Consider the following 26,033-nt stretch of genomic DNA (forward strand, 5'->3'; position numbering starts at 1 on the left):
CCCGAGCGGGGCCGCCCGCTCAGGCCGCGACCGTTTCCCCCTCGCCGGTGAAGGTCCGCCACAGCTGTGCGTACCGGCCGCCGCGGGCCAGGAGTTCGCTGTGGCTGCCGTCCTCCACGACGCGGCCGTGGTGCATGACCACCACGCGGTCGGCGCGCGCCGCGGTGGTCAGCCGGTGGGCGACGACCAGGGTGGTGCGGCTGCCCGCCAGGCGCTCGGTGGCCCGGTTGACGACGCCCTCGGAGGCCAGATCCAGTGCCGCGGTGGCCTCGTCCAGCAGGAGGATGTCCGGGCCGGCGAGTTCGGCGCGGGCCAGGGCGAGGAGCTGGCGCTGGCCGGCGGAGAGGTTGCGGCCCCGTTCGGCGACCTCGTGGAGGTACCCGTCGGTCAGGCCGGCGATCATGTCGTGGGCGCCGACGGCCCGCGCCGCCGCCTCGACCTCCGCGTCGGTGGCCTCGGGCCGGCCGTAGGCGATGGCCTCGCGGACCGTGCCGGGGAAGAGGTAGGACTCCTGCGGGACGACGCCCAGCCGGTGCCGGTAGCCGGCGAGGTCGAGTGCGCGCAGGTCCACGCCGTCGACCCGGACCGCGCCCGAGGTGGGGTCGTAGAACCGCGCCACGAGTTTGACGAGCGTCGACTTGCCCGCGCCGGTCTCCCCGACGAACGCCACGGTCTGCCCGGCCGGTATCACCAGGTCGACGCCGTCCAGGGCCTGCGGGGCCCCGGCCTCCTCATCGCCGGCGTAGTGGAAGGAGACCTTCTCGAAGGTGATCTCACCGTGCAGGGAGCGCACCTCGCGGGGCTCCTCGGCGGACGGCGTGGAGGTGGGTTCGCGCAACAGCTCCTGGATGCGGCCGAGGGAGACGGTCGCCTGCTGGTAGCCGTCGAAGACCTGCGAGAGCTGCTGGACGGGTGAGAAGAACAGGTCGATGTAGAGGAGGTAGGCGACGAGGGCGCCGGTGGTGAGCGTCTGCGCGTCGATCCGGGCGGCGCCGACGGCGAGCACCAGTGCCGCCGCGACCTGGGAGAGGAACTGGACGAACGGGAAGTAGACCGATATGTAGCGCTGCCCTGTGACCCGGGCCTCGCGGTAGGCGGTGGAGCGCTGGGCGAACCGGGCCCGGCTGGTGCCCTCGCGGCGGTAGGCCTGCATGATCCGCAGCCCCGAGACGCTCTCCTGGAGGTCTCCGTTGACGGTGCTGACGCGTTCCCGGGCCAGTTCGTACGCCTTCCTGCTCATGCGGCGGAAGACGACGGTGGCCACGATCAGGGGCGGCAGCGTGGTGAAGACGACGAGCGCGAGCTGGACGTCGATGACCAGCAGCGCGACGAGGATGCCGCCGAAGGTCAGCACGGCGACCAGCGCGGTGACCAGGCCGGTCTGCAGGAAGCTGGAGAGCGCGTCGACGTCGGTGGTCATCCGCGTCATGATCCGGCCAGTGAGCTCGCGCTCGTAGTAGTCCAGGCCCAGCCGCTGGAGCTGCGCGAAGATCTTCACGCGCAGTGCGTAGAGGATGCGTTCGCCGGTGCGGCCGGTCATGCGGTACGAGCCGAACTGGGCGACCCACTGGAGGAGGACCACGCCCAGGCCCACGGCCGAGGCCGTCCACACGCCCGCCAGGGCCATGCGCTGGACACCGTCGTCGATGCCGTTGCGGATCAGGACGGGCAGCAGCAGGCCGCAGACCGCGTCCACGGCCACCAGCAGCAGGGCGAGCAGCAGCGGCCGGCCGAAGCCGTGCAGCAGCCGCCGCAGCCCGTAGGACTCCTCGGGGCGTGCCGCGCTCGCCTCGTCGATCTCCGGCTCGTCCTGGGCCGGCGGCAGCGCCCTGACCTTCGCCAGCAGCTCCGGAGTGGCCGGCATCGAGGCAGCGGCGGCCATCCCCGCGCCGCGGCCGGCGACCACCGCGCCGGCGGCCGAGCGGGGCCCCGTGCCGGCACCCGTCTCCTCCCCGTCCGCCGGGTCCGCGGCGCGACGCGGCCACAGCTCGGGCGTCACGCCGTCGACCACGGCGCGGGTGGGCCGGCCGGCCGGCGCGGCGTCGAGCGGCGCGGTGGCGGCGAGCCGGTCCCCGGCCGTCGGGGTGACGGTGCCCGGGGTGAGGGTGCGGTGGGTGGTGCGGTCCGGCGTGCCGGGCGGCGCCTCGGGGGTGTCGGCGTGGGCGGCGGCGCGGCGGCCCACCGGGTCCCGGACCACGCCGCCCAGGGCGTCCGGGTCGGTCAGGAGGCTGCGGTAGAGGGGACATCGGGCCGTCAGCTCCTCCTGGGTGCCGACGTCGACGAGGGTGCCGCCGTCCAGCACGGCGACCCGGTCGGCGAGGGCGAGCGTGGAGGCGCGGTGGGCGATCAGCAGGGTGGTGCGGCCCGCCATCACGGCTTGGAGTGCCTGGTGGATCTCGTGTTCCACCCGGGCGTCCACCGCGGAGGTCGCGTCGTCCAGGACGAGCAGGCGGGGGTCGGTCAGCACGGCGCGGGCCAGGGCGATGCGCTGCCGCTGGCCGCCGGAGAGGGTCAGGCCCTGCTCGCCGACGGCCGTGTCGTAGCCCTGGGGCAGGGCGGTGATGAAGCCGTCGGCCATCGCGACCCGGGCGGCGGCCCTGACCTGCTCGTCGGTGGCCTCCGGCACGCCGTAGGCGATGTTCTCGCGCACGGTGGTGGAGAACAGGAAGCTGGTCTCCGGCACCAGCCCGATGGCGTTCCGCAGCGAGTCCAGGGTCAGGTCGCGGACGTCGTGGCCGTCGATGCGGACGGCGCCGGAGGTGGCGTCGTAGAACCGGGGCAGCAGCAGCGAGACGGTCGACTTCCCGCTGCCCGATGCGCCGACCACGGCCACCGTCTCGCCCGGCGCGACCCGGAGGCGGAAGTCGCTCAGCACCGGCCGCGGCGCGGGGGCCTCCCGGCCGTCGGTCTCGTCCTGTTCGATGGCCGGGTGCGGGGCGGGTGCGTCCCCGTAGTAGAAGGTGACGTCCTCGAACTCGATGCCGCCGGGGGTGTCCGCGGGCAGGTCGTGGGCGTCGGGGTGCTCGGTGAGGGCGGGCGCGGTGTCGATCAGCTCGAAGACGCGCTCCACCCCCGCGCGGGCCTGCTGCCCGACGGTCAGCATCACGGCGAGCATCCGCACCGGGGCGACGAGCTGCGCCAGGTAGGTGGAGAAGGCGACGAAGGTGCCCAGCGTGATCTGCCCGCGGGTGGCCATCCAGCCGCCGAGCGCCAGCATGGCGACCTGGCCGAGGGCGGGTATGGACTGCAGCGCCGAGGTGTAGCGGGCGTTGAGCCGCACGGTGCGCAGCCGTCCGGCGAAGAGCCTGCGGCCGGCCCGGCGCAGCTTGCCGCTCTCCTGCTCCTCCTGCCCGAAGCCCTTGACGACCCGGACGCCGGAGACGGCCCCGTCCACCACCCCGGCGACGGCGGCGGCCTGTGCCTGCGCCCACCACGTCGAGGGGAAGAGGCGGTTGCGGCTGCGGGTGCCGATCCACCACAGGGCGGGGGCGACGGCCAGCGCGATGAGGGTGAGGAGGGGGGAGAGCGCCGCCATGACGACCAGCGAGACGACGAAGAGCACGACGTTGCCCAGCATCATCGGGACCATGAACAGCAGGCTCTGGATGAGCTGGAGGTCGCTGGTGCCGCGGCCGACGACCTGGCCGGTGGACAGCTCGTCCTGCCGCCGGCCGTCGAGCGCGGTGATCGAGTCGTACATCCGCGTCCGCAGGTCGTGCTGGACGTCGAGGGCGAGCCTGCCGCCGTAGAAGCGCCGCACGTAGGTCAGGGCGTAGACCACGAGGGCGGCCAGTACCAGCAGCGTCGCCCAGGGCGCCAGGGGCCGGCTGTGGCTGCCGATGACGTCGTCGATGATCAGCCTGGGGATCAGCGGGACCAGCGCGGTCACGGCCATGCTCACCAGCGAGGCCCCGACGGCCAGCACCACGTCCCGCCGGTACTGCCAGCAGGTCCGCAGCAGCCGCCGGGCCCAGCCCCGCCCGGCCGTGTCCGTCTCCCGCTCCGCCACCCGTACCTCCGTCGTCGTCCCTGATCCGGGCGCGCCCCGCGCCGGGGCGCGCACGCGTCCACCCGTGGTGAACCGCCTGGGGCCAGAGTTTCATCCTCCGGCCGCCCCGGCACCGGCGCGGACGGGGCGCGAAGCCTCACACGGTGGGACGCCACGGCCCCGGCGGGTGCGCAACGCAGCGGTCCGGGGGGCCTGGAGCCGGGTGGACGGCGGCACCGTGCGCGGCCGGGCGGCACTGCTCCGGTACGGCGGCCCGCAGGTGCGGGCGGGGCCGGACGGGCGGCGGGCGGAAGAGGCGGAGGTCGGTCGGGGCGGGCGCCGCCCGCCCCGTCTCAGGAGGCGCCCAGCACCCGGGCGACGACCGAACCCGCCGCGGCGTACCCGTGGCCGCCGCCCTGCACCATGGCGGACGCGGCGGCGTCGCCGTGGTAGGCGAGGAACCAGCTGTCGGAGGTGGCGTGGCCGTCTACCTCGGCCGAGCCGGTCTTCGCCCCGAAGTCCCCGGTGCGCAGGGAGCCCATGGCGGGCGCGGCGGTGCCGGAGACGGCGGTGCGCCGCAGCATGCTCTTGAGCTGTGCCTGGACGCCGGGTGACAGGCTCCGCGAGGCGGTGGCCGGCTCGCGGCCGTCGAGGGTGGGCGGGACGAGGACCGGCTGGTGGAACCGGCCGGCGGCGACGGTGGCGGCGACCGAGGCCATGGTGAGCGGGTTCATCTGGACGCGGCCCTGGCCGATCAGCTCGGCCGCGCCGTCCGCGCCGTCGTCGGCGGGCACCGAGCCGTCGAAGGTGACGACGCCGGCCGTCCAGTCGGCGTCGGTGCCCAGCCCGAAGACCTCACGGGCCTCCTTGGCCAGGTCGCCGGGGGCCACCTTGCCGGCGGTGCCGAGGAAGGCGGTGTTGCAGGACTCGGCGAAGGCGTCCGCCATGGTCCCGCTGCGCATGCCGTCCTCCTCGTTGTGGAAGCTCCGGCCGCCCGCCATGACGGTGTTCGGGCAGGGCAGGGGGCCACCGGCGGTGGCCAGGCCCTTGTCGAGCAGCATCGCCGCGGTGATGACCTTCATGGTGGAGCCCGGGGCGACCCGGCCCTGGAGCGCGGCGTCGAAGGCGTCGTCGCGGTGGTTGGCGACGGCCAGGACGTCGCCGGTGGAGGGTTGCACCACCACGACCGAGGCCTGCCGGTAGCGGCCGACCGCGTCCTCCGCGGCCCGCTGCACCCGGGCGTCCAGGGTGGTGCGCAGCGTGCCCGTCTTCCCCTTCACGAGGGTGAACAGGTTCTTGCCGTAGGTCCCGTCCGCCTTGTGCACCGCCACCCCGATGTCGCCGGTGCCCTTTGCCTTGTCGCCGTAGCGATCGCGCAGCGCCGGGAGGAGCGCGCTCAGCGAGGGCAGCTCGGCGGGGTCGAGGGAGCGGCCCGCGCGGTCGGCGATCCGTACCGACGGTGCGCCCTCGCCCGTCTCCAGGGTGTCGCCCCGGGCGAGGGCGGGGTTGATGACGGCGGACTGCCAGTCGACGAGGGGGAGGCCGGTGGTGGCTCCCCGCACCACGTGGAGGGAGGAGTCGTAGGCCCAGGTGCCGTGGTGGCCGGCCGCGGAGACGGTGGCCGTGACGTGGAAGGCGACGTGGTCCCCGGTGACCGCGCCCGGCTTCAGCGTGAACCTGGTCAGGTGGGCGGTCTTGGCCAGGGCGCGCAGCTCCGACAGGGAGCCCGGCCGGTTGTCGGTGAGCCGGCTGGCCGTCTCCCACCGGCCCGCCTGCCAGGCGGCGAGGAAGTCGTGCGCCGTGGTGCGGATCTCGGCCTTGGTGGCCGGGCCGGCGTGGTGGGTGGCGGCGACGGGGCCGGAGTCCGTCCCGTCGTCGTCCAGCGCCGAGTAGATGTTGTAGCCGCCGACGCCGAGCGCGGCCACCACCGCGGTGGCCGCCGTCCCCAGCACGACTCTGCCGACCCTGCGCATCGGTCCCCTCCCCTGTCCGGCCCCCTGCCGCACGCCCGGGACATTACGCGAACGGTGGTTGTCCGGCGTGGCCCTGACATAACGGAAGTGGCACGAAGTGACAGGTGTGCGCGGTGATGACCGGAAATCGCTCTCCCGGTGGCCGGAACACTGAAGGGGGCCGCGGGGTCAGCCCGTCTCGCCGTCCGCCCCTGCGGTCCGCCCGGCGGCGATCTGCCGGGCCATGGCGGTCGTCAGCTCGTACGCGGTGTGGGAGGCGGCCACCGAGGTGATCTCCGCGTGGTCGTAGGCCGGGGCCACCTCCACCAGGTCGGCGGAGACCAGGTGGCAGTCGGCCAGGCCGCGCAGGATCTCCAGCAGTTCGCGGGAGGTGAGCCCGCCCGCCTCGGGGGTGCCGGTGCCCGGGGCGTGCGCCGGGTCGAGGACGTCGATGTCGACGGAGACGTACAGCGGCCGGTCGCCGACGCGCTCGCGCAGCTGCTGGACGACCTCGTCGACGCCGCGGCGCATCACGTCGGCGGAGGTGACGATGCCGAAGCCCATCCGCGCGTCCTCGTCCAGGTCGGCCTTGCCGTAGAGGGGACCGCGGGTGCCGACGTGGGAGAGGGCGGCGGTGTCGAGCAGCCCCTCCTCGAAGGCGCGGCGGAAGGGCGTGCCGTGGGTGTAGGCCGCGCCGAAGTAGGTGTCCCAGGTGTCCAGGTGCGCGTCGAAGTGGACGAGCGCCACCGGTCCGTGCCGCCGGGCGACGGAGCGCAGCAGCGGCAGGGCGATGGTGTGGTCGCCGCCCAGTGTCATCAGGCGCGCGCCGCTCGCCAGCAGTTCGTCGGCGGCGCCCTCGACCGTCTCCACCGCCTCGTCTATGGAGAACGGGTTGACCGCGATGTCCCCGGCGTCGGCGACCTGGGCGAGGTCGAACGGCGAGGCGTCCTGCGCCGGGTTGTAGGGGCGCAGCAGCCGGGACGCCTCCCGGACGGCGTTGCCGCCGAAGCGGGCGCCGGGCCGGTAGGAGACGCCGGTGTCGAAGGGGACGCCGACGACCGCGACGTCCGCCCGGCCGCCCACCTCGTCGATGCGGGGCAGCCGTGCGAAGGTGGCCGGCCCGGCGTAGCGGGGCACGCGGGAGGAGTCGACGGGGCCGACCGGGGCGGTCGGGGCGGGCGAGGCGGCAGCGGTGGGGCCGGAGGCGGCGGAGGTCGTCATGGCGGCGAGGCTAGGAGGCCCGGGCGCCCACCACCATGGACGCGGGCGCCAGCCCGGCACGCGGCGGTGGACACGGTGTCCAGCCGGTCGCCCTGCCGGTGGGGCCCGGGGCGCCGACCAGCCGCGTCCGGGTGACGCGAGGCCCGCGACGTGGACGCGGCCTGCCGTTCCGTCCGTCCGCCCACCCGTCCGACAGCTCGACGCGCCCGGCCGGTACCGCTTCGTCTCCCGCCGGTCCGCCTCGGACGTCATCCGGTCTGCGGCCGGCGTCGACCGCGACCGGACCGGACCGGTGAGGGCTCCTCGGACCCCGCCGATCCCACCCGGCGCTCGGAACGCCCCGTCAACGCCGCCCGTGCGGGCGGCCCGTAGCATGGCGTCCGTGTCCGGGACCAGTCGTCTTCCCCAGGTGCGCCGTGCGGCGCCCGGGTGGGCTGCGCTGGTCCTGGCGGTACTGGTGGGACTGCTGGGGATGCACGCCCTGGCCCCGGACGGCATGCCGTCCGCGGGGGAGCACACCTTCACCGCAGCCCCGCACCCCGCCCGGGGCCACTTGGCCCCCTCGGCCTCCTCCCCCGCTCACGGCTCCTTTGCGGACCGGGCCCCCGCCGCCCGTCACCACGTGCACGCCGGCGGTCCGGACGCGGCGGCCGTCGGGGGCGAGGCCTGCCACGGCAGCAGCACCTGCGCGGCAGACGGGACCAGCAGCGCCTACGCCCCGCCCGCGCCGGCCGCCGACGCCTTCGCGGCGACCGGCGCGCCCGCAGGCGCCGGGGGGACTGTCCTCCTCGCAGGTTCCGGCGGGCGGGCCCCGCCCGACCTGGCCGAACTGCAGCTCCTACGGGTGTAGGAGCGCCCGCACGGCCCCACCGCCCGGCCGGCACCGCCCGGTGCCCCGGGCCGGTACGCGCGCGCCGTGCGCCAGGCGTTCCCCCACCAGCCGATGCGCGGCGCCCCCGGCGGGCGCCGTCCAAGGAGTTGTCCCACCATGACCCCCTCCCACCCCCTGGCCCGCCGGGCCACAGCCGCCGCTGCCGCCGTCACCGCCGCGGTGGTGCTCGCCGGTTGCGGCGCCGGCACCGACTCGCCCGACCACGCCGGGCACGACGCCGCTCCCTCCGCCGCGGCGAGCGCGACGGCCGACGCCCACAACGCCCGCGACGTGGCCTTCGCGCAGCACATGATCCCCCACCACCGCCAGGCTCTCGCCATGGCCGGTCTCGTCCCGTCACGGGCGAAGTCGCAGCAGCTCAAGGACCTGGCCGCCCGGATCCGGAAGGCCCAGGGCCCGGAGATCACCACCATGTCCGGCTGGCTGAGGGCCTGGGGGGAGCACGTCCCCTCCGACACCCCGTCCGCCGGCCCCTCCGGCGCTCCCACGACGCCCGGCACGGACGGCACGGGTGACACGGGCGCCACGGGCGCCACGGGCGACAGTGCGGGCCACTCCGGCCACGCCACGGACGGCATGATGTCGGACGCGGACATGGCGAAGCTCGCGAAGCTCTCGGGTGCCGCCTTCGACACGGCCTTCCTGAAGATGATGGTGGGCCACCACCAGGGCGCGGTCGACATGGCCCGGGACGAGCGCGCCAAGGGCGCCTACGGCCCGGCCAGGGCGCTGGCGCGGTCCGTCGCCACCTCCCAGACCGCCGAGATCAGGCAGATGGAGAAGATGCTCGGGGAGTGACCGGGCGCCGGCGGGCGGTGGCCGCACCCGCCACCGCCCGCCGGTACCGGCCGGTTCCGCCCCGCGGCAGCCGCCGGGGCCCGACGGCCGTCCCCCGGTCGGGAGGCGCCCCCGTTCACCCGAGTTCCGGACCGGCCGCTCCCCGGTCGGAGGTCCGCGCGACAATGGCACCATGCCGATACTGCCCTCCGCCCCCAGTCGCGCGGACCTCGTCGCCCATCTGGTGCGCACCCGCATCGCCGGCGACGTGGCCACCCCCCGCGAGAACAACCTCTCCCACTACCGCAAGCTCGCCAACGGCGACCGCCACTACTGGCTCGGCCTGGAGCTGGGCGACCGCTGGACGGACGAGCAGGACGTGCTGGCGGTCATGGCCGAGCGGTGCGGCGTCGTCGACGACCCGGACCACCGGCAGGGGCAGGACACCATCGACCCCGAGCTGACGGTGGACGCGGTGGAGCGGGCCGCGGCACGGCTGCGCAAGGCGGTGGCGGGCGGCGAGCGGGTGCTGTTCGCCACCGGCCACCCCGGGGGCCTGCTGGACGTCCACCGCGCGACGGCCGAGGCGCTGCGGGCCCGCGGCGTGGAGGTGATGGCCGTGCCGGAGGGCCTGTCCACCTCCGAGGGCATGGTCTTCCAGTTCGCGGACGTGGCGATGCTGGAGCGGGGCGCGACCCTGTGGCACACCCACTCCCCCGACCCCATGGCCGCGATCCTGGACGGGCTGGCGCGGGAGGGCCGGCCGCTGCCCGACCTGGTCATGGCCGACCACGGCTGGGCGGGTTGCGCGGCCCAGCGCGGTCTGGACGCCATCGGTTTCGCCGACTGCAACGACCCGGCGCTCTTCCTCGCCGAGGCCGAGGGCACCCTGCAGGTGACCGTCCCCCTCGACGACCACGTGCTCAGCCCCCGCCACTACGACCCGCTCACCGCCTACCTGCTGGACGCCGCCGGGCTGCGGTGACCGCCCCGCCCGGAGCGCAGGCCGGCTCCCCGGCTCCGGGTGCGGCGACGGACACCCGCGAGGACGGCGGGAAGCCGCGGCGGACGGGCAGGTACCTCAGGACGCCCCAGCGCCCTCCCGCGGACCGGGGACGGCGGCGGCGGGAGCGCCGCGGCGCACGACGTCCAGGTAGTCGGCTATGGCGTCCCGGTTGCGGGTCAGGCAGCCGATCCGCTCGGTCATCCGGTCGCGTTCGCGCTCCAGCGCGGCCAGCACCTCGGGGGTGGCGTCGGGGAGGTGGACGGCGCGCGGCCGGTCCAGGCAGGGCAGTATCTGCCGGATGATCCTGGTCGGCAGGCCCGCGTCGAGCAGTCCGCGGATCTGCCGGACCCGGTCCACCGTCGCCTCGTCGTAGGACCGGTAGCCGTTCGTACCCCGGTCCGCGACGACGAGCCCCTGCTCCTCGTAGTAGCGCAGCAGCCGGCGCGGGGTTCCCGTCCGCTCGGCCAGCTCTCCGATCCGCATGTGACCGCCCCCTTCGCAGCCGCTCGACCGCACACCGGCGTGAACGGTCAACCCTGCGCGGCATGGGCGATGACACCACAACCGTGACCGTCCGTGCAGAACTTTCCACGGACTGGAAACAGCCCCTGCTCGCGCCGGCCACGACGGTCTTCCCCAGTCGGCCCCACCGGCCCCTCCCGGCAGGTGTCCCGCCCTCGACGAGCGCGGACCCCGGCCCCGGCCGGGCCGGGGAACCTCAGCCCGCGGACCGGGCAGGGGACCTCAGCTGTTGCGCTGCTCGTCCCAGGGGACCCGGATCAGGCCCTCCTGGATGACGGAGACCGCGAGGTGGCCGTCCTGGGTGAAGATGCGCCCCCGGGCGAGACCGCGACCGCCCTGCGCGGTCGGCGACTCCTGGTCGTAGAGCAGCCACTGGTCGGCCCGGAGCGGCCGGTGGAACCACATGGCGTGGTCCAGGCTCGCGCCGACGACGTCACCGGCCGCCCAGCCGCCGCGGCCGTGCGCCAGCAGGATGGAGTCCAGCAGCGTCATGTCGGAGACGTAGGTGACCAGGCACAGGTGGAGCAGCGGCTGGTCGATCTCGCCCGTCAGCGCGCCCTGGGTGCGGAACCAGACCTGGGAGCGGGGGTCGCGGGGTTCGCCGACGCTGGCGATGGGCGGGGCGTCGACGTACCGCAGGTCGATCGCGGCGCGGGCCTCGGTCAGGCGCGGCAGGTGCTCGGGGGTGGCGAACCGGTCGGCGTACTTGGCCATTTGCTCGGTGGCCGTGGGCAGCGTCTCGGGGTCGGGCGCGGCCGGCATCGGCTCCTGGTGCGTGAGCCCCTCCTCGTGCACCTGGAAGGAGGCCGTGAGGTGGAAGATCGGCCGGCCGTGCTGGACCGCGGAGACCCGCCGGGTGGTGAAGGAGCGCCCGTCGCGGAGCCGGTCGACGGTGTAGACGATCGGTGCGCCGGGGTCGCCCGGGCGGAGGAAGTAGGAGTGCAGGGAGTGCGGCACGCGGTCGGCCGGGACGGTGCGGCCCGCCGCCACCAGCGACTGCGCGGCGACCTGGCCGCCGAAGACGCGGGGCACCACCGCGGCGGTGCTCTGCCCGCGGTAGATGTCCTGCTCGATCCGCTCCAGGTCGAGCAGGTCCAGCAGCGTCCTCAGTCCCTCGTCCACGCGTCCTCACCCTCGTGCCGTGCGGCGCGGTCCGGTACGTCCGCCGGCCCGCGCCGTCTCCTGTGTGTGCCCGTCAACGTTAAGGGCGGTGCCGCCGGACACGCGGCACCGCCCTGGTCCGGCTGCGGTCCTACAGCCCCATCGACTTCGCGATGATCATCTTCATGACCTCGCTGGTGCCGCCGTAGATGCGGTTGACGCGGTTGTCGGCGTACAGACGGGCGATCGGGTACTCGTTCATGTAGCCGTAACCGCCGTGCAGTTGCAGACACCGGTCGATCACGCGGTGGGCGACCTCGGTGCAGAACAGCTTGGCCGACGCGGCCTCGGCGGCGGTCAGCTCACCGGCGTCGTGGGCCTCCAGCGCGCGGTCGACGACGGCCTCGGCCGCGTCCACCTCGGCCTTGCAGGCTGCCAGTTCGAACTTGGTGTTCTGGAAGGAGGCCACCGTCTTGCCGAAGACGGTCCGGTCCTGGACGTAGCCCTGCGCGAACCGGACGGCCGCGGCGGCCTGGGCGTAGGCGCCGACCGCGATGCCCAGGCGCTCCTGCGGCAGGTTCTGGCCGAGGTAGGAGAAGCCCTTGTTCTCCTCGCCGAGGAGGTCCTCCACGGGCACCTTGACGTCGGTGAAGGAGAGTTCGGCGGTGTCGGAGGTCTTCAGGCCGAGCTTGTCCAGCTTGCGGCCGACGGCGTACCCCTCGGCCTTGGTGTCGACCACCAGCAGGGAGATGCCGAACCTGCGGTCGTCCTCCTTCGGCGCGGAGGTGCGGGCGCAGACGATGACGCGGTCGGCGTGGACGCCGCCGGTGATGAAGGTCTTGGCGCCGTTGAGGACGTAGTGGGTGCCGTCCTCGGACAGCTTGGCGGTGGTCTTCATGCCCGCGAGGTCGGAGCCGGTGCCGGGCTCGGTCATGGCGATGGCGAACATGGTGCGCCCGGTGACGAAGTCGGGCAGCCAGCGCTTCTTCTGGTCCTCGGTGGCGTAGGCCTTGAGGTAGGGCAGGCAGAGCGCGACGTGGACGCCGCTGCCGCCGAAGGAGACGCCGGCGCGGGCGCACTCCTCGCTGACGATGGCCTGGTACTTGAAGGTCTCCTCGCCGGCGCCGCCGTACTCCTCGGGCACCTCGATGCCGAAGACGCCCAGCTCGCCCAGCTTGTAGTAGAAGTCCCGGGGTGCCTGGCCGGCCTGGTACCACTCGTCGTAGACCGGGACGACCTCCTTCTCGACGAAGGCCCGAAGGGTGCTGCGGAACGCCTCGTGGTCCTCGTTGTACACCGTGCGGCGCATAGCGGCCGACCTCCTCCACGACTGCCCCGCCGCCGTCCACGCGGATGTCCCGGCCGGGGTTGCTCACCTGATGACGGTTGCCGTGGCGACCTCGGAACCGCCGCCACCTAAGCGCTTGCTCAGTCACGCAAGCTACCTGCCGGTAGCGGCCCTGTCCAGGGGGTGCGCAGGTGGCACTCGGCACGCGGCCGGGCCGTGGGCGACCAGGACGCCTCAGGCCCGGACATCGATCCCCAGCTACTCGATATATACGGTACCGTTGACTTTGATATACACCTCCCGACACCTCCCGAAGGGGTGCCATGAGCCGCACGGTCATCGACCTCGACGACGAGGCGCTGGAAGCAGCCGCCAAGGAGCTGGGCACCTCCACCAAGCGCGACACCGTCAACACCGCACTGCGCGAGGTCGTGGAACGCAACCAGCGACTCCGCGCACTGCGCGAACTGCAGGAATTCGCGGCGGACGGCCTCCTCGACGCCGACTTCCTGCTGGACAAGCAGAACTACCGGAGCGGTGCCGCAGCAGACGGTCGCGGCTCCGGGGGGAACGCCGCGGTATGACGCCGGCGAACTACCTGATCGACACCTCGGCGCTGGCTCGCATGCTGCTGCGGCAGACGACGGAGGAGTGGGAGCAGCACGCCGCTGCCGGGCTGGTCTCCCTCTGCGACCTCACGGAGCTCGAAGTCCTCTACTCCGCACGCTCGGCGAAGGAAAGGCTTCTGCTGAGCGAGCGCCTGCGGCTCTTCACGTGGTGCCCGATGCCCGACGGAGCCTACCGGCGAGCTCTGGAGGTGCAGGGGCAGCTCACCGGACGGGGCGAGCACCGCAGCGCAGGCCCCGTGGACCTCCTCCTGGCCGCGACCGCGGAGGCCGCGGGCCTGGTGCTGCTGCACTACGACCACGACTTCGACACGGTGGCCCGGACCACGGGTCAGCCGGTCCACATGATCGACCTGAGGTAGGGCGGGAGCCTTCCGGTCCCGCCGGCCGGGTCGGGCCCGCAGCGCCGGTTCCGCCCCCACCCTCACTCCCACCCGGCGGGCGGGCCCTCTGCGGCCCGCGTCCCCGTCACGTCCGGATGCCGGCGATCTCCCTCACGCCCGCGACGAACGCCCGGAAGCTCGGCGACCTGTTGCCCTCCAGCTTCAGGTGCGGGCCCACGCGCCGGCCCCACCCGGGCTTCGACGGCAGCCGCACACCGCCCGCGAACAGCACCTTCTCGAAGGCGTCCGAGCACTTGCCGGCGACCACGTCCAGGTTGCCCCGGTAGGAGCGCGGCGCCTCCCGGGCGACCTTCGGGAAGCCCGCCCGGACCGCGGGCCAGTCGCCGAAGTACCAGCTCTCCCACTCACGCATGGCGATGCGGTTGAGGACCGTGAACGAGCCGGCTGCCGGGCTGTCGGCGCGAGGAGTGAGGCCGGCGCCGCGCGCCAACGCGTCGAGTTGCTCCTTCACCTCCTGCGGCTTGCAGGAGGTGAAGAAGTCGTGGGAGTGCGTGGTCACCAGCACCTGCGACTTGTCGCCGGAGATCCGGCACTGCTGCGCCAGCCCCGGCAGCACCGTCGCGTACAGGTGGTTCCCGGGCTCAACTTCCGCCCCCTACCCCAGCACCGCGAACGCCCCCCGTGCCATCCCGTGCAGCAGTCCCGCCATCGCCTCGCGCCCCGGCAGCGCGTCCGGCCGTGAGAGGTGGGGTGTGGAGTTCAGCAGCCCGAAGACGGCGTGCACGCAGGCCCGCACCTCGGGCTCGGGGGCGCCGGGGTGGGCGCGGCCGACGACGCCGACCCAGAGTTCGACGTACTCGCGCTGGAGCCGGCGCACCCGGCGGCGGCCGGCCTCGGGGAGGCGGTCCAGTTCGCGGTCGTGGACGGTGATGAGCGCCCGGTCCTCCAGCGCGAAGTCGATGTGGCCGGCCAGCAGCGCGTCCAGCACCTCCTCCGGGCCCGCGCCGCCGCAGTCCACGCACTCCCGGCCGCCGGCCAGCAGCCGCTCGCTGATGCCGACGAGGAGTTCGGCGAGCATGGCGTCCTTGCCCGCGAAGTGGCGGTAGAGCCCGGGGCCGGAGATGCCGACCGCCGCGCCGATCTCGTCCACCCCCACGCCGTGGAACCCGCGCTCGGCGAACAGGCGCGCGGCCTCGCGCAGTATCTGGCCGCGCCGGCCACCCGCGGGGGGCGCGGCGGGCCGGGAGGAGGGCGCTTCGGGGCCGGACGGGCCGGCCGCCGCAGGTGACGAGGCTCGGGTACCACTCATGGCATCTCATTGTAGACAGCCGCGTTAGCGGTCGTTAACCTGGGGAGCGGGCCGGAGGTTAACGATGACTAACGGCGACCGGTCCGGGGGCGGCGATCCCGCCCCTGCGGCACGGTCCTGGCAAGACGGCGACCAAGGGGGCGCGTGTGGTGACGGACTCCAGGAACGGCGCACCGGTGCTGACCAGCACCGCCGATCCGACGTCGGACTCCTGGCGGACCAACGAGGCCGCGCACACCGCCCTCGTCGCCGAGCTGCACGAGCGGCTGGCCGCCGCCCGGCTCGGTGGCGGCGAGCGGGCCCGGCAGCGCCACCTCGCGCGCGGCAAGCTGCTGCCGCGCGACCGGGTGGACACCCTGCTGGACCCGGGCTCGCCCTTCCTGGAGGTGGCCCCGCTCGCCGCGGAGGGCCTGTACGACGGGGCGGCGCCGGCGGCCGGCGTGGTCGCGGGCGTGGGCAGGGTCTCGGGGCGCGAGGTGATGGTCGTCGCCAACGACGCCACCGTCAAAGGCGGCACGTACTACCCGATGACCGTCAAGAAGCACCTGCGGGCCCAGGAGATCGCCCTGGACAACCGCCTGCCGTGCGTGTACCTGGTCGACTCCGGCGGCGCCTTCCTGCCGATGCAGGACGAGGTCTTCCCCGACCGCGAGCACTTCGGCCGCATCTTCTACAACCAGGCCCGCATGTCGGGCGCCGGCATCCCGCAGATCGCGGCCGTCATGGGCTCCTGCACCGCCGGCGGCGCCTACGTGCCGGCGATGAGCGACGAGGCCGTGATCGTACGGAACCAGGGGACCATCTTCCTGGGCGGCCCGCCGCTGGTGAAGGCCGCCACCGGCGAGGTCGTCTCGGCCGAGGACCTGGGCGGCGGCGAGGTCCACTCCCGCACCTCCGGCGTCACCGACCACCTCGCCGAGGACGACGCCCACGCCCTGGCTATCGTCCGGAACATCGTGGCGACCCTCGGCGAGCGGCCCCCGCTGCCCTGGCGGGTGGCGACGCCCGTGGAGCCGAAGGTGGACCCGGCGGGCCTGTACGGCGTGGTGCCGGTCGACTCCCGCACCCCCTACGACGTGCGCGAGGTCATCGCGCGGGTGGTGGACGGCTCCCGGTTCGCCGAGTTCAAGGCCGAGTACGGCACGACGCTGGTCACCGGCTTCGCCCACGTCCACGGCCACCCGGTGGGGATCGTCGCCAACAACGGCATCCTCTTCGGCGAGTCGGCGCAGAAGGGCGCGCACTTCGTCGAGCTGTGCGACCAGCGCGGCATCCCGCTGCTCTTCCTCCAGAACATCTCGGGCTTCATGGTGGGCCGCGCCTACGAGGCCGGCGGCATCGCCAAGCACGGCGCGAAGATGGTGACGGCGGTGGCCTGCACCCGCGTCCCCAAGCTCACCGTGGTGATCGGTGGTTCCTACGGCGCCGGCAACTACTCGATGTGCGGCCGGGCGTACGGGCCGCGCTTCCTGTGGATGTGGCCGAACGCCAAGATCTCCGTGATGGGCGGCGAACAGGCCGCCTCCGTCCTGGCCACCGTCCGCCGCGACCAGTTCGAGGCCCGCGGCGAGGAGTGGTCCACCCAGGACGAGGAGGCCTTCAAGGCCCCCGTGCGCGCCCAGTACGAGGAGCAGGGCAGCGCCTACTACGCCACCGCCCGCCTGTGGGACGACGGCGTCATCGACCCGCTGGAGACCCGCCGGGTCCTCGGCCTCGCCCTGACCGCCTGCGCCAACGCGCCCCTGCCGGCCCGGGACTCGGCCGCGCAGGGCTTCGGCGTCTTCCGGATGTGAGAGGGATGTCCACCATGCCCGGCACCACCCGACACCCCCTGGACGTACCCCTCTTCGAGACCGTGCTGGTCGCCAACCGCGGGGAGATCGCGGTCCGCGTCATCCGCACGCTGCGCGCCCTGGGCATCCGGTCCGTCGCCGTCTTCAGCGACGCCGACGCGCAGGCCCGCCACGTCCGCGAGGCCGACACCGCCGTGCGGCTGGGCCCGGCCCCGGCGGCGCAGAGCTACCTCGACATCGACCGCGTCCTGGACGCGGCGCGCCGCACCGGCGCCCAGGCCGTCCACCCCGGCTACGGCTTCCTCGCCGAGAACGCCGCGTTCGCCCGCGCCTGCGAGGCGGCCGGACTGGTCTTCGTCGGGCCGTCCGCCGAGGCGATCGCGCTGATGGGCGACAAGATCCGCGCCAAGGAGACGGTCGCCGCCGCCGGTGTCCCGGTCGTTCCCGGCTCCTCCGGCAGCGGCCTGAGCGACGCGCAACTCGCCGAGGCCGCGCGGGAGATCGGCATGCCGGTGCTGCTGAAGCCGTCGGCGGGCGGCGGCGGCAAGGGCATGCGTCTGGTGCGGGAGGAGGCCCGGCTCGGTGAGGAGATCGCCGCGGCCCGCCGCGAGGCGCGCGGCTCCTTCGGCGACGACACGCTGCTGGTGGAGCGCTGGGTGGACCGGCCGCGCCACATCGAGATCCAGGTGCTCGCCGACGGCCACGGCACCGTCCTGCACCTGGGCGAGCGCGAGTGCTCCCTGCAGCGCCGCCACCAGAAGCTCATCGAGGAGGCCCCCTCGGTCCTGCTGGACGAGGCGACGCGCGCGGCGATGGGCGAGGCGGCGGTCGCGGCCGCCCGCTCCTGCGGCTACCGGGGCGCCGGCACCGTGGAGTTCATCGTCCCCGGCGACGACCCCGGCACGCACTTCTTCATGGAGATGAACACCCGCCTCCAGGTCGAGCACCCCGTCACCGAGCTGGTCACCGGCCTCGACCTGGTCGAGTGGCAGCTGCGCGTCGCCGCCGGCGGCCGGCTGCCCTTCGCCCAGGACGACGTCACCCTGACCGGCCACGCGATCGAGGCGCGGATCTGCGCGGAGACCGTCGCCCCGGGCACCCCGCCCCCCGCGGGCGACGGCCGCCCCGCCTTCCTGCCGTCCGGCGGCACCGTCCTGGCGCTGCACGAGCCGGACGGCCCGGGGGTACGCACCGACTCCGGCCTGGCGGTGGGCACGGAGGTCGGCAGCCTCTACGACCCGATGCTCGCCAAGGTCATCGCGCACGGCCCGGACCGGGCGAGCGCCCTGGCGGCGCTGCGCTCGGCACTCGGCGCGACCCTCACCCTGGGCGTGGCCACCAACGCCGGTTTCCTGCGCCGCCTGCTGGCCCACCCCGCGGTGGCCGCCGGCGACCTCGACACCGGGCTGGTGGAGCGGGACGCCGCGACGCTGGTGGACGCCGAGGTTCCTCCGGAGGTCTACGCCGCGGCGGCGGCCGTGCGCCGGGCCCGTCTGGCGCCGGAGCCGGTCGCCGGGGGCTGGCGCGACCCCTTCGACTCCGCCGACGGCTGGCGGCTGGGCGGGCCGTCGCTTCCCCCGGCGTTCTGGGTGCGGGTGCCCGGCCACGAGCCGGTGCAGGCCAGCGGCGAGGGCCTCGTCGACGGCGACCGGGTCACCGTCACCCTCGACGGCGTCACCCACACCTTCCGCCACGCCGGGGACTGGCTCGGCCGGGACGGCGACACCTGGCACGTCGCCGACCACGACCCGGTGGCCGAGACGCTGCGCGCCGCGGCCCGGCCGGAGGGCGTGGACGCCCTCACCGCCCCGATGCCGGGCACCGTGACCGTCGTCAAGGCGGCCGTCGGCGACCGCGTCACCGCCGGCGAGGGGCTGCTGGTGGTGGAGGCGATGAAGATGGAGCACCTCGTCACCGCGCCGCACGACGGGACCGTCACCGCGCTGGAGGTCTCCCCCGGCACTGCGGTCGCCATGGACCAGGTGCTCGCCGAGGTCACCCCCGACGACAGCGCCGGGCAGCCGGACGCCGCCGGCACCCCCGACCCGGTGCGGCTGCCCGCACCGCCCGTCTCCGCCGCCTCACCGGAGGGACAACCCTCATGACCGCTCCCGGACTGCCCGAGCCGGTGCCCGCCGCCGGCCTGCCCCCGCGGGTGCGCATCCACGAGGTCGGGCCGCGCGACGGCCTGCAGAACGAGTCGACGGTGGTACCCACCGAGGTGAAGGCCGAGTTCGTCCGCCGTCTCGCCGGGGCCGGGCTGAGCACCGTGGAGGCGACCAGCTTCGTCCACCCCAAGTGGGTGCCGCAGCTCGCCGACGCCGCGGACCTCTTCACCGCCGTCGCCGACCTGGCCCACCCCCTCTCCCCCGCCGCACCCGTGGACCTGCCGGTCCTCGTCCCCAACGAGCGGGGCCTGGACCGGGCCCTGGAGCTGGGTGCCCGGCACGTCGCGGTGTTCGCCAGCGCCACCGAGTCCTTCGCCCGCGCCAACCTCAACCGCACCGTGGACACCGCGCTCGCCATGTTCGCGCCCGTGGTGCAGCGCGCCCGGGAGGCCGGCCTGCGGGTGCGCGGTTACCTCTCGATGTGCTTCGGCGACCCGTGGGAGGGCCGCGTGCCCGCCGCCCAGGTCGTCCGGGTCTGCCGCGCCCTGCTCGACCTCGGGTGCCACGAGCTGAGCCTCGGCGACACCATCGGGGTGGCCACTCCCGGCCAGGTCACCGCGGTGCTGGCCGCGCTGAACGAGGCGGGCGTGCCCACCGAGCGCCTCGCCGTCCACTTCCACGACACCTACGGGCAGGCGCTCGCCAACACGCTGGCCGCCCTGCAGAGCGGCGTCACCACCGTCGACGCCTCCGCCGGCGGTCTCGGCGGCTGCCCCTACGCCAAGAGCGCCACCGGCAACCTCGCCACCGAGGACCTGGTGTGGATGCTCGACGGCCTCGGCATCGAGAGCGGCGTCGACCTCGACGCGCTGGTCGCCACCAGCGTCTGGATGGCGGCCCGGCTGGGCCGGCCGAGCCCGTCGCGGACCGTACGCGCCCTGACCCCCGCCGAGTGAGACCCACCGGCGGGGCCCGCGGGCGAACGCCACACCCCGGGTGCTGTGACCCACGGCGCCGGAAGGTGCGAGACGAGGAGTGAGAACCATGTCCCTGGACCACCGCCTCCCCGAGGAACTCGAGGAACTGCGGCGCACCGTCGAGGCGTTCGCCCACGACGTGGTCGCGCCCCGCATCGGCGAGTACTACGAGAACCACGCCTTCCCTTACGACATCGTCCGCGAGATGGGCCGTATGGGCCTGTTCGGGCTGCCGTTCGCCGAGGAGTACGGCGGCATGGGCGGTGACTACCTGGCACTCGGCGTGGCGCTGGAGGAACTGGCCCGCGTCGACTCCTCCGTGGCCATCACCCTGGAGGCCGGCGTCTCGCTGGGCGCGATGCCGCTGTACCACTTCGGCACCGAGGAGCAGAAGCGGGAGTGGCTCCCGAAGCTGTGCGCCGGCGAGGTGCTGGGCGCCTTCGGGCTGACCGAGCCGGACGGCGGCTCGGACGCCTCCGCCACCCGCACCACCGCCGTCCGCGACGGCGACCAGTGGGTCATCAACGGCACCAAGTGCTTCATCACCAATTCCGGTACCGACATCACCGGCCTGGTCACGGTCACCGCCGTCACCGGGCACACCGACGGGGGCCGGCCGCTGATCTCCTCGATCATCGTGCCCTCCGGCACCCCCGGCTTCACGGTCGCCGCCCCGTACTCCAAGGTCGGCTGGAACGCCTCCGACACGCGTGAACTCTCCTTCTCCGACGTGCGGGTACCGGCCGCCAACCTGCTGGGCGAGGAGGGGCGCGGCTACGCCCAGTTCCTGCGCATCCTGGACGAGGGGCGGATCGCCATCGCCGCGCTCGCCACCGGTCTCGCGCAGGGCTGCGTGGACGAGTCGGTGTCCTACGCCCGCACCCGGCAGGCGTTCGGCCGGCCGATCGGATCCCACCAGGCGATCCAGTTCAAGATCGCGGACATGGAGATGCGCGCCCACACGGCCCGGCTGGCCTGGCGGGACGCGGCGTCCCGGCTGGTGCACGGCGAACCCTTCAAGCGGCAGGCGGCGGTGGCGAAGCTGTACTCCTCGGAGGTGGCCGTCACCAACGCCCGCGAGGCCACCCAGGTGCACGGCGGCTACGGGTTCATGAACGAGTACCCGGTGGCCCGGATGTGGCGGGACGCGAAGATCCTGGAGATCGGCGAGGGCACCAGCGAGGTGCAGCGCATGCTCATCGCACGGGAGTTGGGGCTCTCCGCCTGACCCTCCCCGCGCCCCGGCCGGCCCCCGCGGCCCGGCCGGGGCGCCCACGGCGTGGCCGACTCCTCACCGACCACCACCCGTTCGCACCGCGACAGGCGGTCCGAAACCTTCCGGTGCGGGCCGGGCCCCCTGGCAGGATCACGAGGATGACGGATTTCGACACCATCGAGCGGCGACAGTGGGCCGGCAAGGCCGACGCGTACGCCGGGAGTTTCGCGAAACTCTGCGCCCACACCGTGCACCACCTCCTGGACGCCGCCGGCGTGGGGCCGGGCGTCAGGCTCCTGGACGTGGGGACCGGCACGGGCACGGTGGCGGCGACGGCCTGCGCCCGGGGTGCCGTGGTCAGCGCCGTCGACGCGGAACCCAGCATGGTGGCCGCGGCCTCCCGCCGGGCACCGCAGGCGGACGTCCGGCTGGCCTGCGTGCCCGACCTGCCCTTCACCGACGCCGCCTTCGACGCGGTGACGGGCAACTTCGTCCTCAACCACGTGGGGCGGCCCCGGGCCGGCCTCGCCGAACTGGCCAGAGTGGTCCGCCCCGGCGGCCGCGTCGCCCTGAGCATCTGGGAGAGTCCGGGCGGCACCGGGCGGGACCTGCTGCCCCGCGCGCTGCGGGAGGCCGGCGTCCGGCCCCCGGGCGGCCCGGTGCGCGTCGAGCCGGCGGAGGACTTCCCCCGCACCGCCGAGGGCTTCGCCCACCTGCTGACCGCGGCCGGCCTCGCGGACGTCCACTGCGAACCGGTCGCCATCGCCCACCGCACGACCCTGGAGGAGTGGTGGAGCGGCACCGCGGCCGGGGTGGCCTCGACCGGGCAGCTCCTGGTGCGCCAGCCGCCGCAGAAGGCCGCCGAGGTCCGGCGCCACTACGAGGCGCTGAGTGCGGAGTTCGCCGACGCCGACGGCGGTCTGGTACTGCCGCACGTGGCACTGGTGGCCTGCGGGCGGGTGCCACGGCAGGACGGCTGACGGCCACCCGCACCCGGCCCCCTCCCGGGCGCCGCGCCGGAGCACCGACCCCTTTTCCGGACGTGACCGGCGTCGCGGAACCGCACGTCCGCACGCACCCGCACCCGACGCCGGCACCTCGCCCCACCCACTAAAGGGATTCAAGTTCCCTTTACGCCTCTCGGTGACGTATGGTCCGAGCTAACGGAACCTCAAACCCGTTAACACCGAGGGGTTGTCTGCCATGTCCCGCTCCGATTCCGCTCCCGCCTCCCAGCGCACCGCCCCCACCGCCCCGCTCCGGCGCCTCGCGGCGGGCACGGCGGCAGCTGCCCTGCTCGCCACCGGCGCCTCCCCCGCCTCGGCCGCACCCGCCGAGACGGGACCACGGACCTGGGTCGCCGGATGGGCGGCCTCGCCCCAGCCACCCAGTACCGGCTTCACCCCCAACTGGTCCCAGGAGGGGTTCTCCCGCCAGACGCTGCGCCAGGTCGTCCACGTCACCGCCACCGGCGACCGTGCGCGCATCAGACTCTCCAACGTCTACGGCCTCAGCGCCCTGCACCTCACCGGCGCCACCCTTGCCCTCTCCGCCGGCGGGGCCGCCGTCGTCCCCGGCACCGTCCGCCACCTCACCTTCCACGGCGCCGCCGGCACCGTCCTCCCCGCCGGCCGCACCGCCGCCAGCGACCCCGCCCCCCTCGACCTCACCGCACCCCGCTCGGTGACGGTGACGCTCTACCTGGCCGGGACCACCGGGCCCGCCACCTTCCACGCCCAGGCGCTCGCCGACACCTACCGGGCCGAGGGCGACCACCGCGGCGACATGCGGGGCGAGGCCTTCGGGCAGACCACGCAGTCCTGGTACTACCTCAGCGGGGTCGACGTCACCGGCGGCAGCACGGACCGGCGCGGCGTGGCGGTGTTCGGCGACTCGATCACCGACGGTTTCGCCTCCACACCGAACACGGACCACCGCTACTCCGACCGGCTCGCCGCCCGCACCCACCGCCCGGTGGTCAACGCGGGCATCGGCGGCAACCTGCTCCTGAACGACTCGGCCTGGTACGGCCCCCGGGGCACCGGCCGGTTCGCCCGCGACGTGCTGCAACAGCCCGGCACGGGCACCGCCGTGGTCCTGGAGGGCGTCAACGACATCGGCTTCAGCGAGACCGCGGACCAGCCGACGTACAAGCCCGACACCCCGGTGTCGGCCGCGTCCCTGGAGGCCGGCTACCGCCACCTGATCGAGCGGGCGCACGCGGCCGGCGTCAAGGTGGTCGGCGCCACCCTCCTGCCGTTCGGCACCTCGGACCACTGGGGGCCCCACGCCCGGCGGGTGAGTGCCGAGGTCAACCACTGGATCCGGACCTCGGGCGCCTTCGACGCGGTCGTCGACCTGCACCACACCTTCGCCGACCCCTCGGACCCCGACCGTCTCGCACCCCGGTACGACAGCGGCGACGGCCTCCACCCGAACGACGAGGGGTACGACGTGCTGGCACGCGAGGTGGCCGCCGTGCTGGACCGCGAAGGCCTGTGAGGGGGCCGGGTGGGACGGCCGGGCGGGCGGACCCGGGCACCGGCCGGCCTCCCGGCCACGCGGTCGACCACCGCCGTCTCCCGCTCCTCGCCGACCGCCCGACCCGGCCCGTCACCTCCCGCCGCGCTGGAAGCCGTCCCCTGGTGGACGCCGAGTCCGACCGTGCGGCGCAGCACACCGATCGCCTGGTCCCGGTCGCGGGGCACGGCCTCGGCCACGAGCGCCTCGCCGGTCTGCGGCAGCCGCATCGCGCCGAAGCCGATCGGGTGGACGCCCAGGTCGCCCGGACGCCAGGTCCCGGACGCCGCCGCGGTGAGCACCTGTGCGGCCATCCGGGTCTGGCGCGCTCAACCTGCCCGCGGGACAGTCAGGTTGAGCGGTCCCGCCCGCCGGCCCGGCACCAGGGGCGGGCGCCTTCCACGTGGCGGGGCGGCAGGCCGCAGCCGGGCACCTCCGCTCCGGCCCGCCGCCCCTGCGTCAGCCCCTCACCGCTGCCCCCACGGCACGTCCGGGGCCCGGTAATAGCCGATGCCCAGCGCGTCCCAGCGCGGCGCCTGCGCGGCCAGGCGGACCCGGTAGGCGTCCCAGTCGTGGGTGGCGGCCGGTGACCAGCCCAGCTCGGCGATGCCCGGCAGCCGGGGGAAGGCCATGTAGTCGAGCTGGGCGTCGGTGGAGAGGGTCTCCGTCCACAGCGGCGCCTCGACGCCGAGCACGGACGAGGCGGGGGCGTCCGGCAGGTAGGTGCCCGGGTCCCAGTCGTAGGAGCGCTCGGTGCTGACCAGGCCCGCCCAGCTCAGGCCGAGCGGGGTGTCCTTGTCGTACTTCATGTCGAGGTAGGAGCGGTCGGCGGGCGAGATGACCAGCCGCGTGCCGTTCTTCGCCGCGTCGGTGACCTGCTTGCGCTCCGCGGCGCTCGTCGCGTCGTATCCCCAGTACTGGGCGACGGCCCCCTGAACGGGGTGGGCCTCGGTGAGCTGGTGCCAGCCGACCACCGTCTTGCCGTACTTCGCGACGACCGGCTGCACCTTGTCCATGAAGGTGACGTAGTCCTCGTGGCTGGTGGAGTGCGCCTCGTCCCCGCCGATGTGCAGGTAGGGCCCGGGGGTCAGCGCGGCGATCTCCCGGATCACGTCGTCCACGAAGTCGTAGGTGACGGCCTTGGGCACGCACAGCGAGCTGAAGCCGACCTCGGTGCCGGTGTACAGCGGCGGGGCGACGCCGTCGCAGTTGAGCTCGGGGTAGGAGGCGAGGGCGGCGTTGGTGTGGCTCGGCATGTCGATCTCCGGCACCACGGTGACGAAGCGGTCCGCCGCGTACCGCACGATCTCCCGGTACTGGGCCTTGGTGTAGTGGCCCCCCGCACCGCCGCCCACCTCGGTCGAGCCGCCGTAGGTGGCCAGCTTCGGCCAGGAGTCGACGGCGATCCGCCAGCCCTGGTCGTCGGAGAGGTGCAGGTGCAGGGTGTTGACCTTGTACAGGGCGAGGTGGTCGAGGTAGCGCTCGACCTGGGCCACGGTCAGGAAGTGGCGCGAGACGTCGAGCATCGCGGACCGGTACGCGTAGCGCGGGGTGTCGGTGACGGTCCCGCCGGCCACGGTCCAGCGCACGCGCTGCGCGCTGTGCCGCTCGACGGCGGCGGGCAGCAGCTGGCGCAGTGTCTGCACGCCGTGGAAAAGGCCGGCGGGCTTCGCCGCGGCGATCTCCACGCCGTGGGCACCCGAGGTCAGGCGGTAGCCCTCGGCGCCCAGGCCGTCGGTGGCCCGGCCGCCCAGGCGCAGCTCGATGCCCCGGTCGCCGCGGACCGTGCCGCCCCTCGCCGACACCGGCAGCCGGTACCCGGTGGCGGGACGCAGCAGCCGGGCGAGGTCGTCGGCGACGGCGGAGGCCGCCCGCGCCTGGCCGCCGGGGGCCGCAACGTGGACCCGGGTACGGGTGGTCAGCGTGTAGGGCGTCCCGCCGGGGCTCGCGTGGGCGGGGGCGGGGATGATGCCGGTCAGCGGGGTGGGGGCGGCTTCGGCGGCCGACGGGGTGGTGGGGTGGCCGTGCGTCGCCGTGGCACCCGAGGCGGGTTCGACGGTGGCTCCGGACAGGCCGGCCGCCGCGGTCAGGAGCAGTGCGGCCAGCACTCTGCTGCGGTGCATGGACGTCCCTTCGGCAGGCGTGCGGACGGCGCACGGGCTGTGCGCCGCCCGGTGGTGCGTTGCGTTCCCAGGGCGTGCGGTGGAGCGGCGCCGCGCACCGCGTCCCCGCTGTCGGGCCGGGCCCGGCGGGAGCGGCGGTGAGGCCGGGGCCGGGCTGCGGGAGCGGCGGGAGGCCGCGGTGATCGGGCGATCACCATGCGTACCGTCTGGCCCGGGGGTGGTCAAGCGTCACGACGGGAGAGGGAGGACGGGACCTGCACGGGCCCTTCA

General features: G+C 74.6%; 20 protein-coding genes. 11 read left to right on the plus strand and 9 right to left on the minus strand.

The genetic code is table 11. The annotated features are described in order from the left end of the window. Positions 1 to 19: 19 nt before the first annotated feature. From ACFV3R_RS03785 to speB, 3 genes are all read right to left on the minus strand, one after another. A complete protein-coding gene (locus tag ACFV3R_RS03785) occupies positions 20 to 4,009 on the minus strand; it encodes an ABC transporter transmembrane domain-containing protein (RefSeq protein WP_385574879.1) in 3,990 nt (1,329 codons plus the stop codon). 332 nt (positions 4,010 to 4,341) lie between these two features. Further along, positions 4,342 to 5,961: a penicillin-binding transpeptidase domain-containing protein gene (locus tag ACFV3R_RS03790; protein ID WP_385574883.1), complete on the minus strand. Its 1,620-nt coding sequence runs from the start codon at positions 5,959 to 5,961 to the stop codon at positions 4,342 to 4,344. Between the two features lie 168 nt (positions 5,962 to 6,129). Continuing rightward, complete coding sequence (gene speB, locus ACFV3R_RS03795) at positions 6,130 to 7,161, minus strand: agmatinase (protein WP_385574886.1); 1,032 nt, start codon at positions 7,159 to 7,161, stop codon at positions 6,130 to 6,132. 373 nt (positions 7,162 to 7,534) lie between these two features. Between speB and ACFV3R_RS03800 the strand changes: the two genes are divergently transcribed. The 3 genes from ACFV3R_RS03800 to ACFV3R_RS03810 all read left to right on the plus strand — a co-directional run bounded on the left by ACFV3R_RS03800 (position 7,535) and on the right by ACFV3R_RS03810 (position 9,815). Then, complete coding sequence (locus tag ACFV3R_RS03800; RefSeq protein ID WP_385574890.1) at positions 7,535 to 8,011, plus strand: DUF6153 family protein; 477 nt, start codon at positions 7,535 to 7,537, stop codon at positions 8,009 to 8,011. A 138-nt stretch (positions 8,012 to 8,149) separates the two neighbouring features. After that, positions 8,150 to 8,851 (plus strand): DUF305 domain-containing protein, encoded by a 702-nt coding sequence (locus tag ACFV3R_RS03805; RefSeq protein ID WP_385574893.1) that lies wholly within the window; start codon positions 8,150 to 8,152, stop codon positions 8,849 to 8,851. 172 nt (positions 8,852 to 9,023) lie between these two features. Beyond that, on the plus strand, positions 9,024 to 9,815 hold the full coding sequence (locus ACFV3R_RS03810) for a phosphatase (protein WP_385574898.1): 792 nt from the start codon (positions 9,024 to 9,026) through the stop codon (positions 9,813 to 9,815). A 96-nt stretch (positions 9,816 to 9,911) separates the two neighbouring features. Here the strand turns inward: ACFV3R_RS03810 and ACFV3R_RS03815 are convergent, their stop codons facing one another. The 3 genes from ACFV3R_RS03815 to ACFV3R_RS03825 form a co-directional block, all read right to left on the minus strand. After that, on the minus strand, positions 9,912 to 10,319 hold the full coding sequence (locus ACFV3R_RS03815) for a MerR family transcriptional regulator (RefSeq protein ID WP_385574904.1): 408 nt from the start codon (positions 10,317 to 10,319) through the stop codon (positions 9,912 to 9,914). A 261-nt stretch (positions 10,320 to 10,580) separates the two neighbouring features. Beyond that, positions 10,581 to 11,480, minus strand: a complete 900-nt coding sequence (gene tesB, locus ACFV3R_RS03820) for an acyl-CoA thioesterase II (RefSeq protein ID WP_385574909.1) — start codon at positions 11,478 to 11,480, stop codon at positions 10,581 to 10,583. A 130-nt stretch (positions 11,481 to 11,610) separates the two neighbouring features. Beyond that, a complete protein-coding gene (locus ACFV3R_RS03825; protein ID WP_385574913.1) occupies positions 11,611 to 12,768 on the minus strand; it encodes an acyl-CoA dehydrogenase family protein in 1,158 nt (385 codons plus the stop codon). A gap of 302 nt (positions 12,769 to 13,070) precedes the next feature. Here ACFV3R_RS03825 and ACFV3R_RS03830 point away from each other — a divergent pair, with 302 nt between their 5' ends. Both ACFV3R_RS03830 and ACFV3R_RS03835 read left to right on the plus strand, forming a co-directional pair. After that, positions 13,071 to 13,331, plus strand: coding sequence for a type II toxin-antitoxin system VapB family antitoxin (locus ACFV3R_RS03830; protein WP_385574917.1), 261 nt, complete (start codon positions 13,071 to 13,073; stop codon positions 13,329 to 13,331). Next, positions 13,328 to 13,735: a PIN domain nuclease gene (locus ACFV3R_RS03835; RefSeq protein WP_385574920.1), complete on the plus strand. Its 408-nt coding sequence runs from the start codon at positions 13,328 to 13,330 to the stop codon at positions 13,733 to 13,735. The genes ACFV3R_RS03830 and ACFV3R_RS03835 overlap by 4 nt, the downstream gene beginning before the upstream one ends. Positions 13,736 to 13,841: 106 nt before the next feature. On the opposite strand, the gene ACFV3R_RS03840 is transcribed toward ACFV3R_RS03835, so the two are convergent. Both ACFV3R_RS03840 and ACFV3R_RS03845 read right to left on the minus strand, forming a co-directional pair. After that, positions 13,842 to 14,333, minus strand: a complete 492-nt coding sequence (locus ACFV3R_RS03840) for a DUF4276 family protein (protein WP_385574925.1) — start codon at positions 14,331 to 14,333, stop codon at positions 13,842 to 13,844. Positions 14,334 to 14,372: 39 nt separating this feature from the next. Continuing rightward, positions 14,373 to 15,026, minus strand: coding sequence for a TetR/AcrR family transcriptional regulator (locus ACFV3R_RS03845; RefSeq protein ID WP_385574930.1), 654 nt, complete (start codon positions 15,024 to 15,026; stop codon positions 14,373 to 14,375). 149 nt (positions 15,027 to 15,175) lie between these two features. Between ACFV3R_RS03845 and ACFV3R_RS03850 the strand changes: the two genes are divergently transcribed. From ACFV3R_RS03850 to ACFV3R_RS03875, 6 genes are all read left to right on the plus strand, one after another. Next, a complete protein-coding gene (locus ACFV3R_RS03850) occupies positions 15,176 to 16,819 on the plus strand; it encodes a carboxyl transferase domain-containing protein (RefSeq protein ID WP_385574934.1) in 1,644 nt (547 codons plus the stop codon). Positions 16,820 to 16,833: 14 nt separating this feature from the next. Then, a complete protein-coding gene (locus ACFV3R_RS03855) occupies positions 16,834 to 18,924 on the plus strand; it encodes a biotin carboxylase N-terminal domain-containing protein (RefSeq protein WP_385574937.1) in 2,091 nt (696 codons plus the stop codon). Next, complete coding sequence (locus tag ACFV3R_RS03860; RefSeq protein ID WP_385574942.1) at positions 18,921 to 19,883, plus strand: hydroxymethylglutaryl-CoA lyase; 963 nt, start codon at positions 18,921 to 18,923, stop codon at positions 19,881 to 19,883. The genes ACFV3R_RS03855 and ACFV3R_RS03860 overlap by 4 nt, the downstream gene beginning before the upstream one ends. Before the next feature lie 88 nt (positions 19,884 to 19,971). Next, positions 19,972 to 21,132, plus strand: coding sequence for an acyl-CoA dehydrogenase family protein (locus ACFV3R_RS03865; protein ID WP_385574945.1), 1,161 nt, complete (start codon positions 19,972 to 19,974; stop codon positions 21,130 to 21,132). Between the two features lie 146 nt (positions 21,133 to 21,278). Beyond that, on the plus strand, positions 21,279 to 22,100 hold the full coding sequence (locus ACFV3R_RS03870; protein WP_385574949.1) for a class I SAM-dependent methyltransferase: 822 nt from the start codon (positions 21,279 to 21,281) through the stop codon (positions 22,098 to 22,100). 223 nt (positions 22,101 to 22,323) lie between these two features. Beyond that, complete coding sequence (locus tag ACFV3R_RS03875) at positions 22,324 to 23,622, plus strand: SGNH/GDSL hydrolase family protein (protein WP_385574953.1); 1,299 nt, start codon at positions 22,324 to 22,326, stop codon at positions 23,620 to 23,622. A gap of 485 nt (positions 23,623 to 24,107) precedes the next feature. Here the strand turns inward: ACFV3R_RS03875 and ACFV3R_RS03880 are convergent, their stop codons facing one another. Then, on the minus strand, positions 24,108 to 25,763 hold the full coding sequence (locus ACFV3R_RS03880) for a beta-N-acetylhexosaminidase (RefSeq protein WP_385574959.1): 1,656 nt from the start codon (positions 25,761 to 25,763) through the stop codon (positions 24,108 to 24,110). Positions 25,764 to 26,033 lie beyond the last annotated feature (270 nt).

Origin of the sequence: Streptomyces sp. NPDC059740 (genome assembly GCF_042733155.1) — a bacterium.
In the GTDB taxonomy this organism is placed as follows: domain Bacteria; phylum Actinomycetota; class Actinomycetes; order Streptomycetales; family Streptomycetaceae; genus Streptomyces.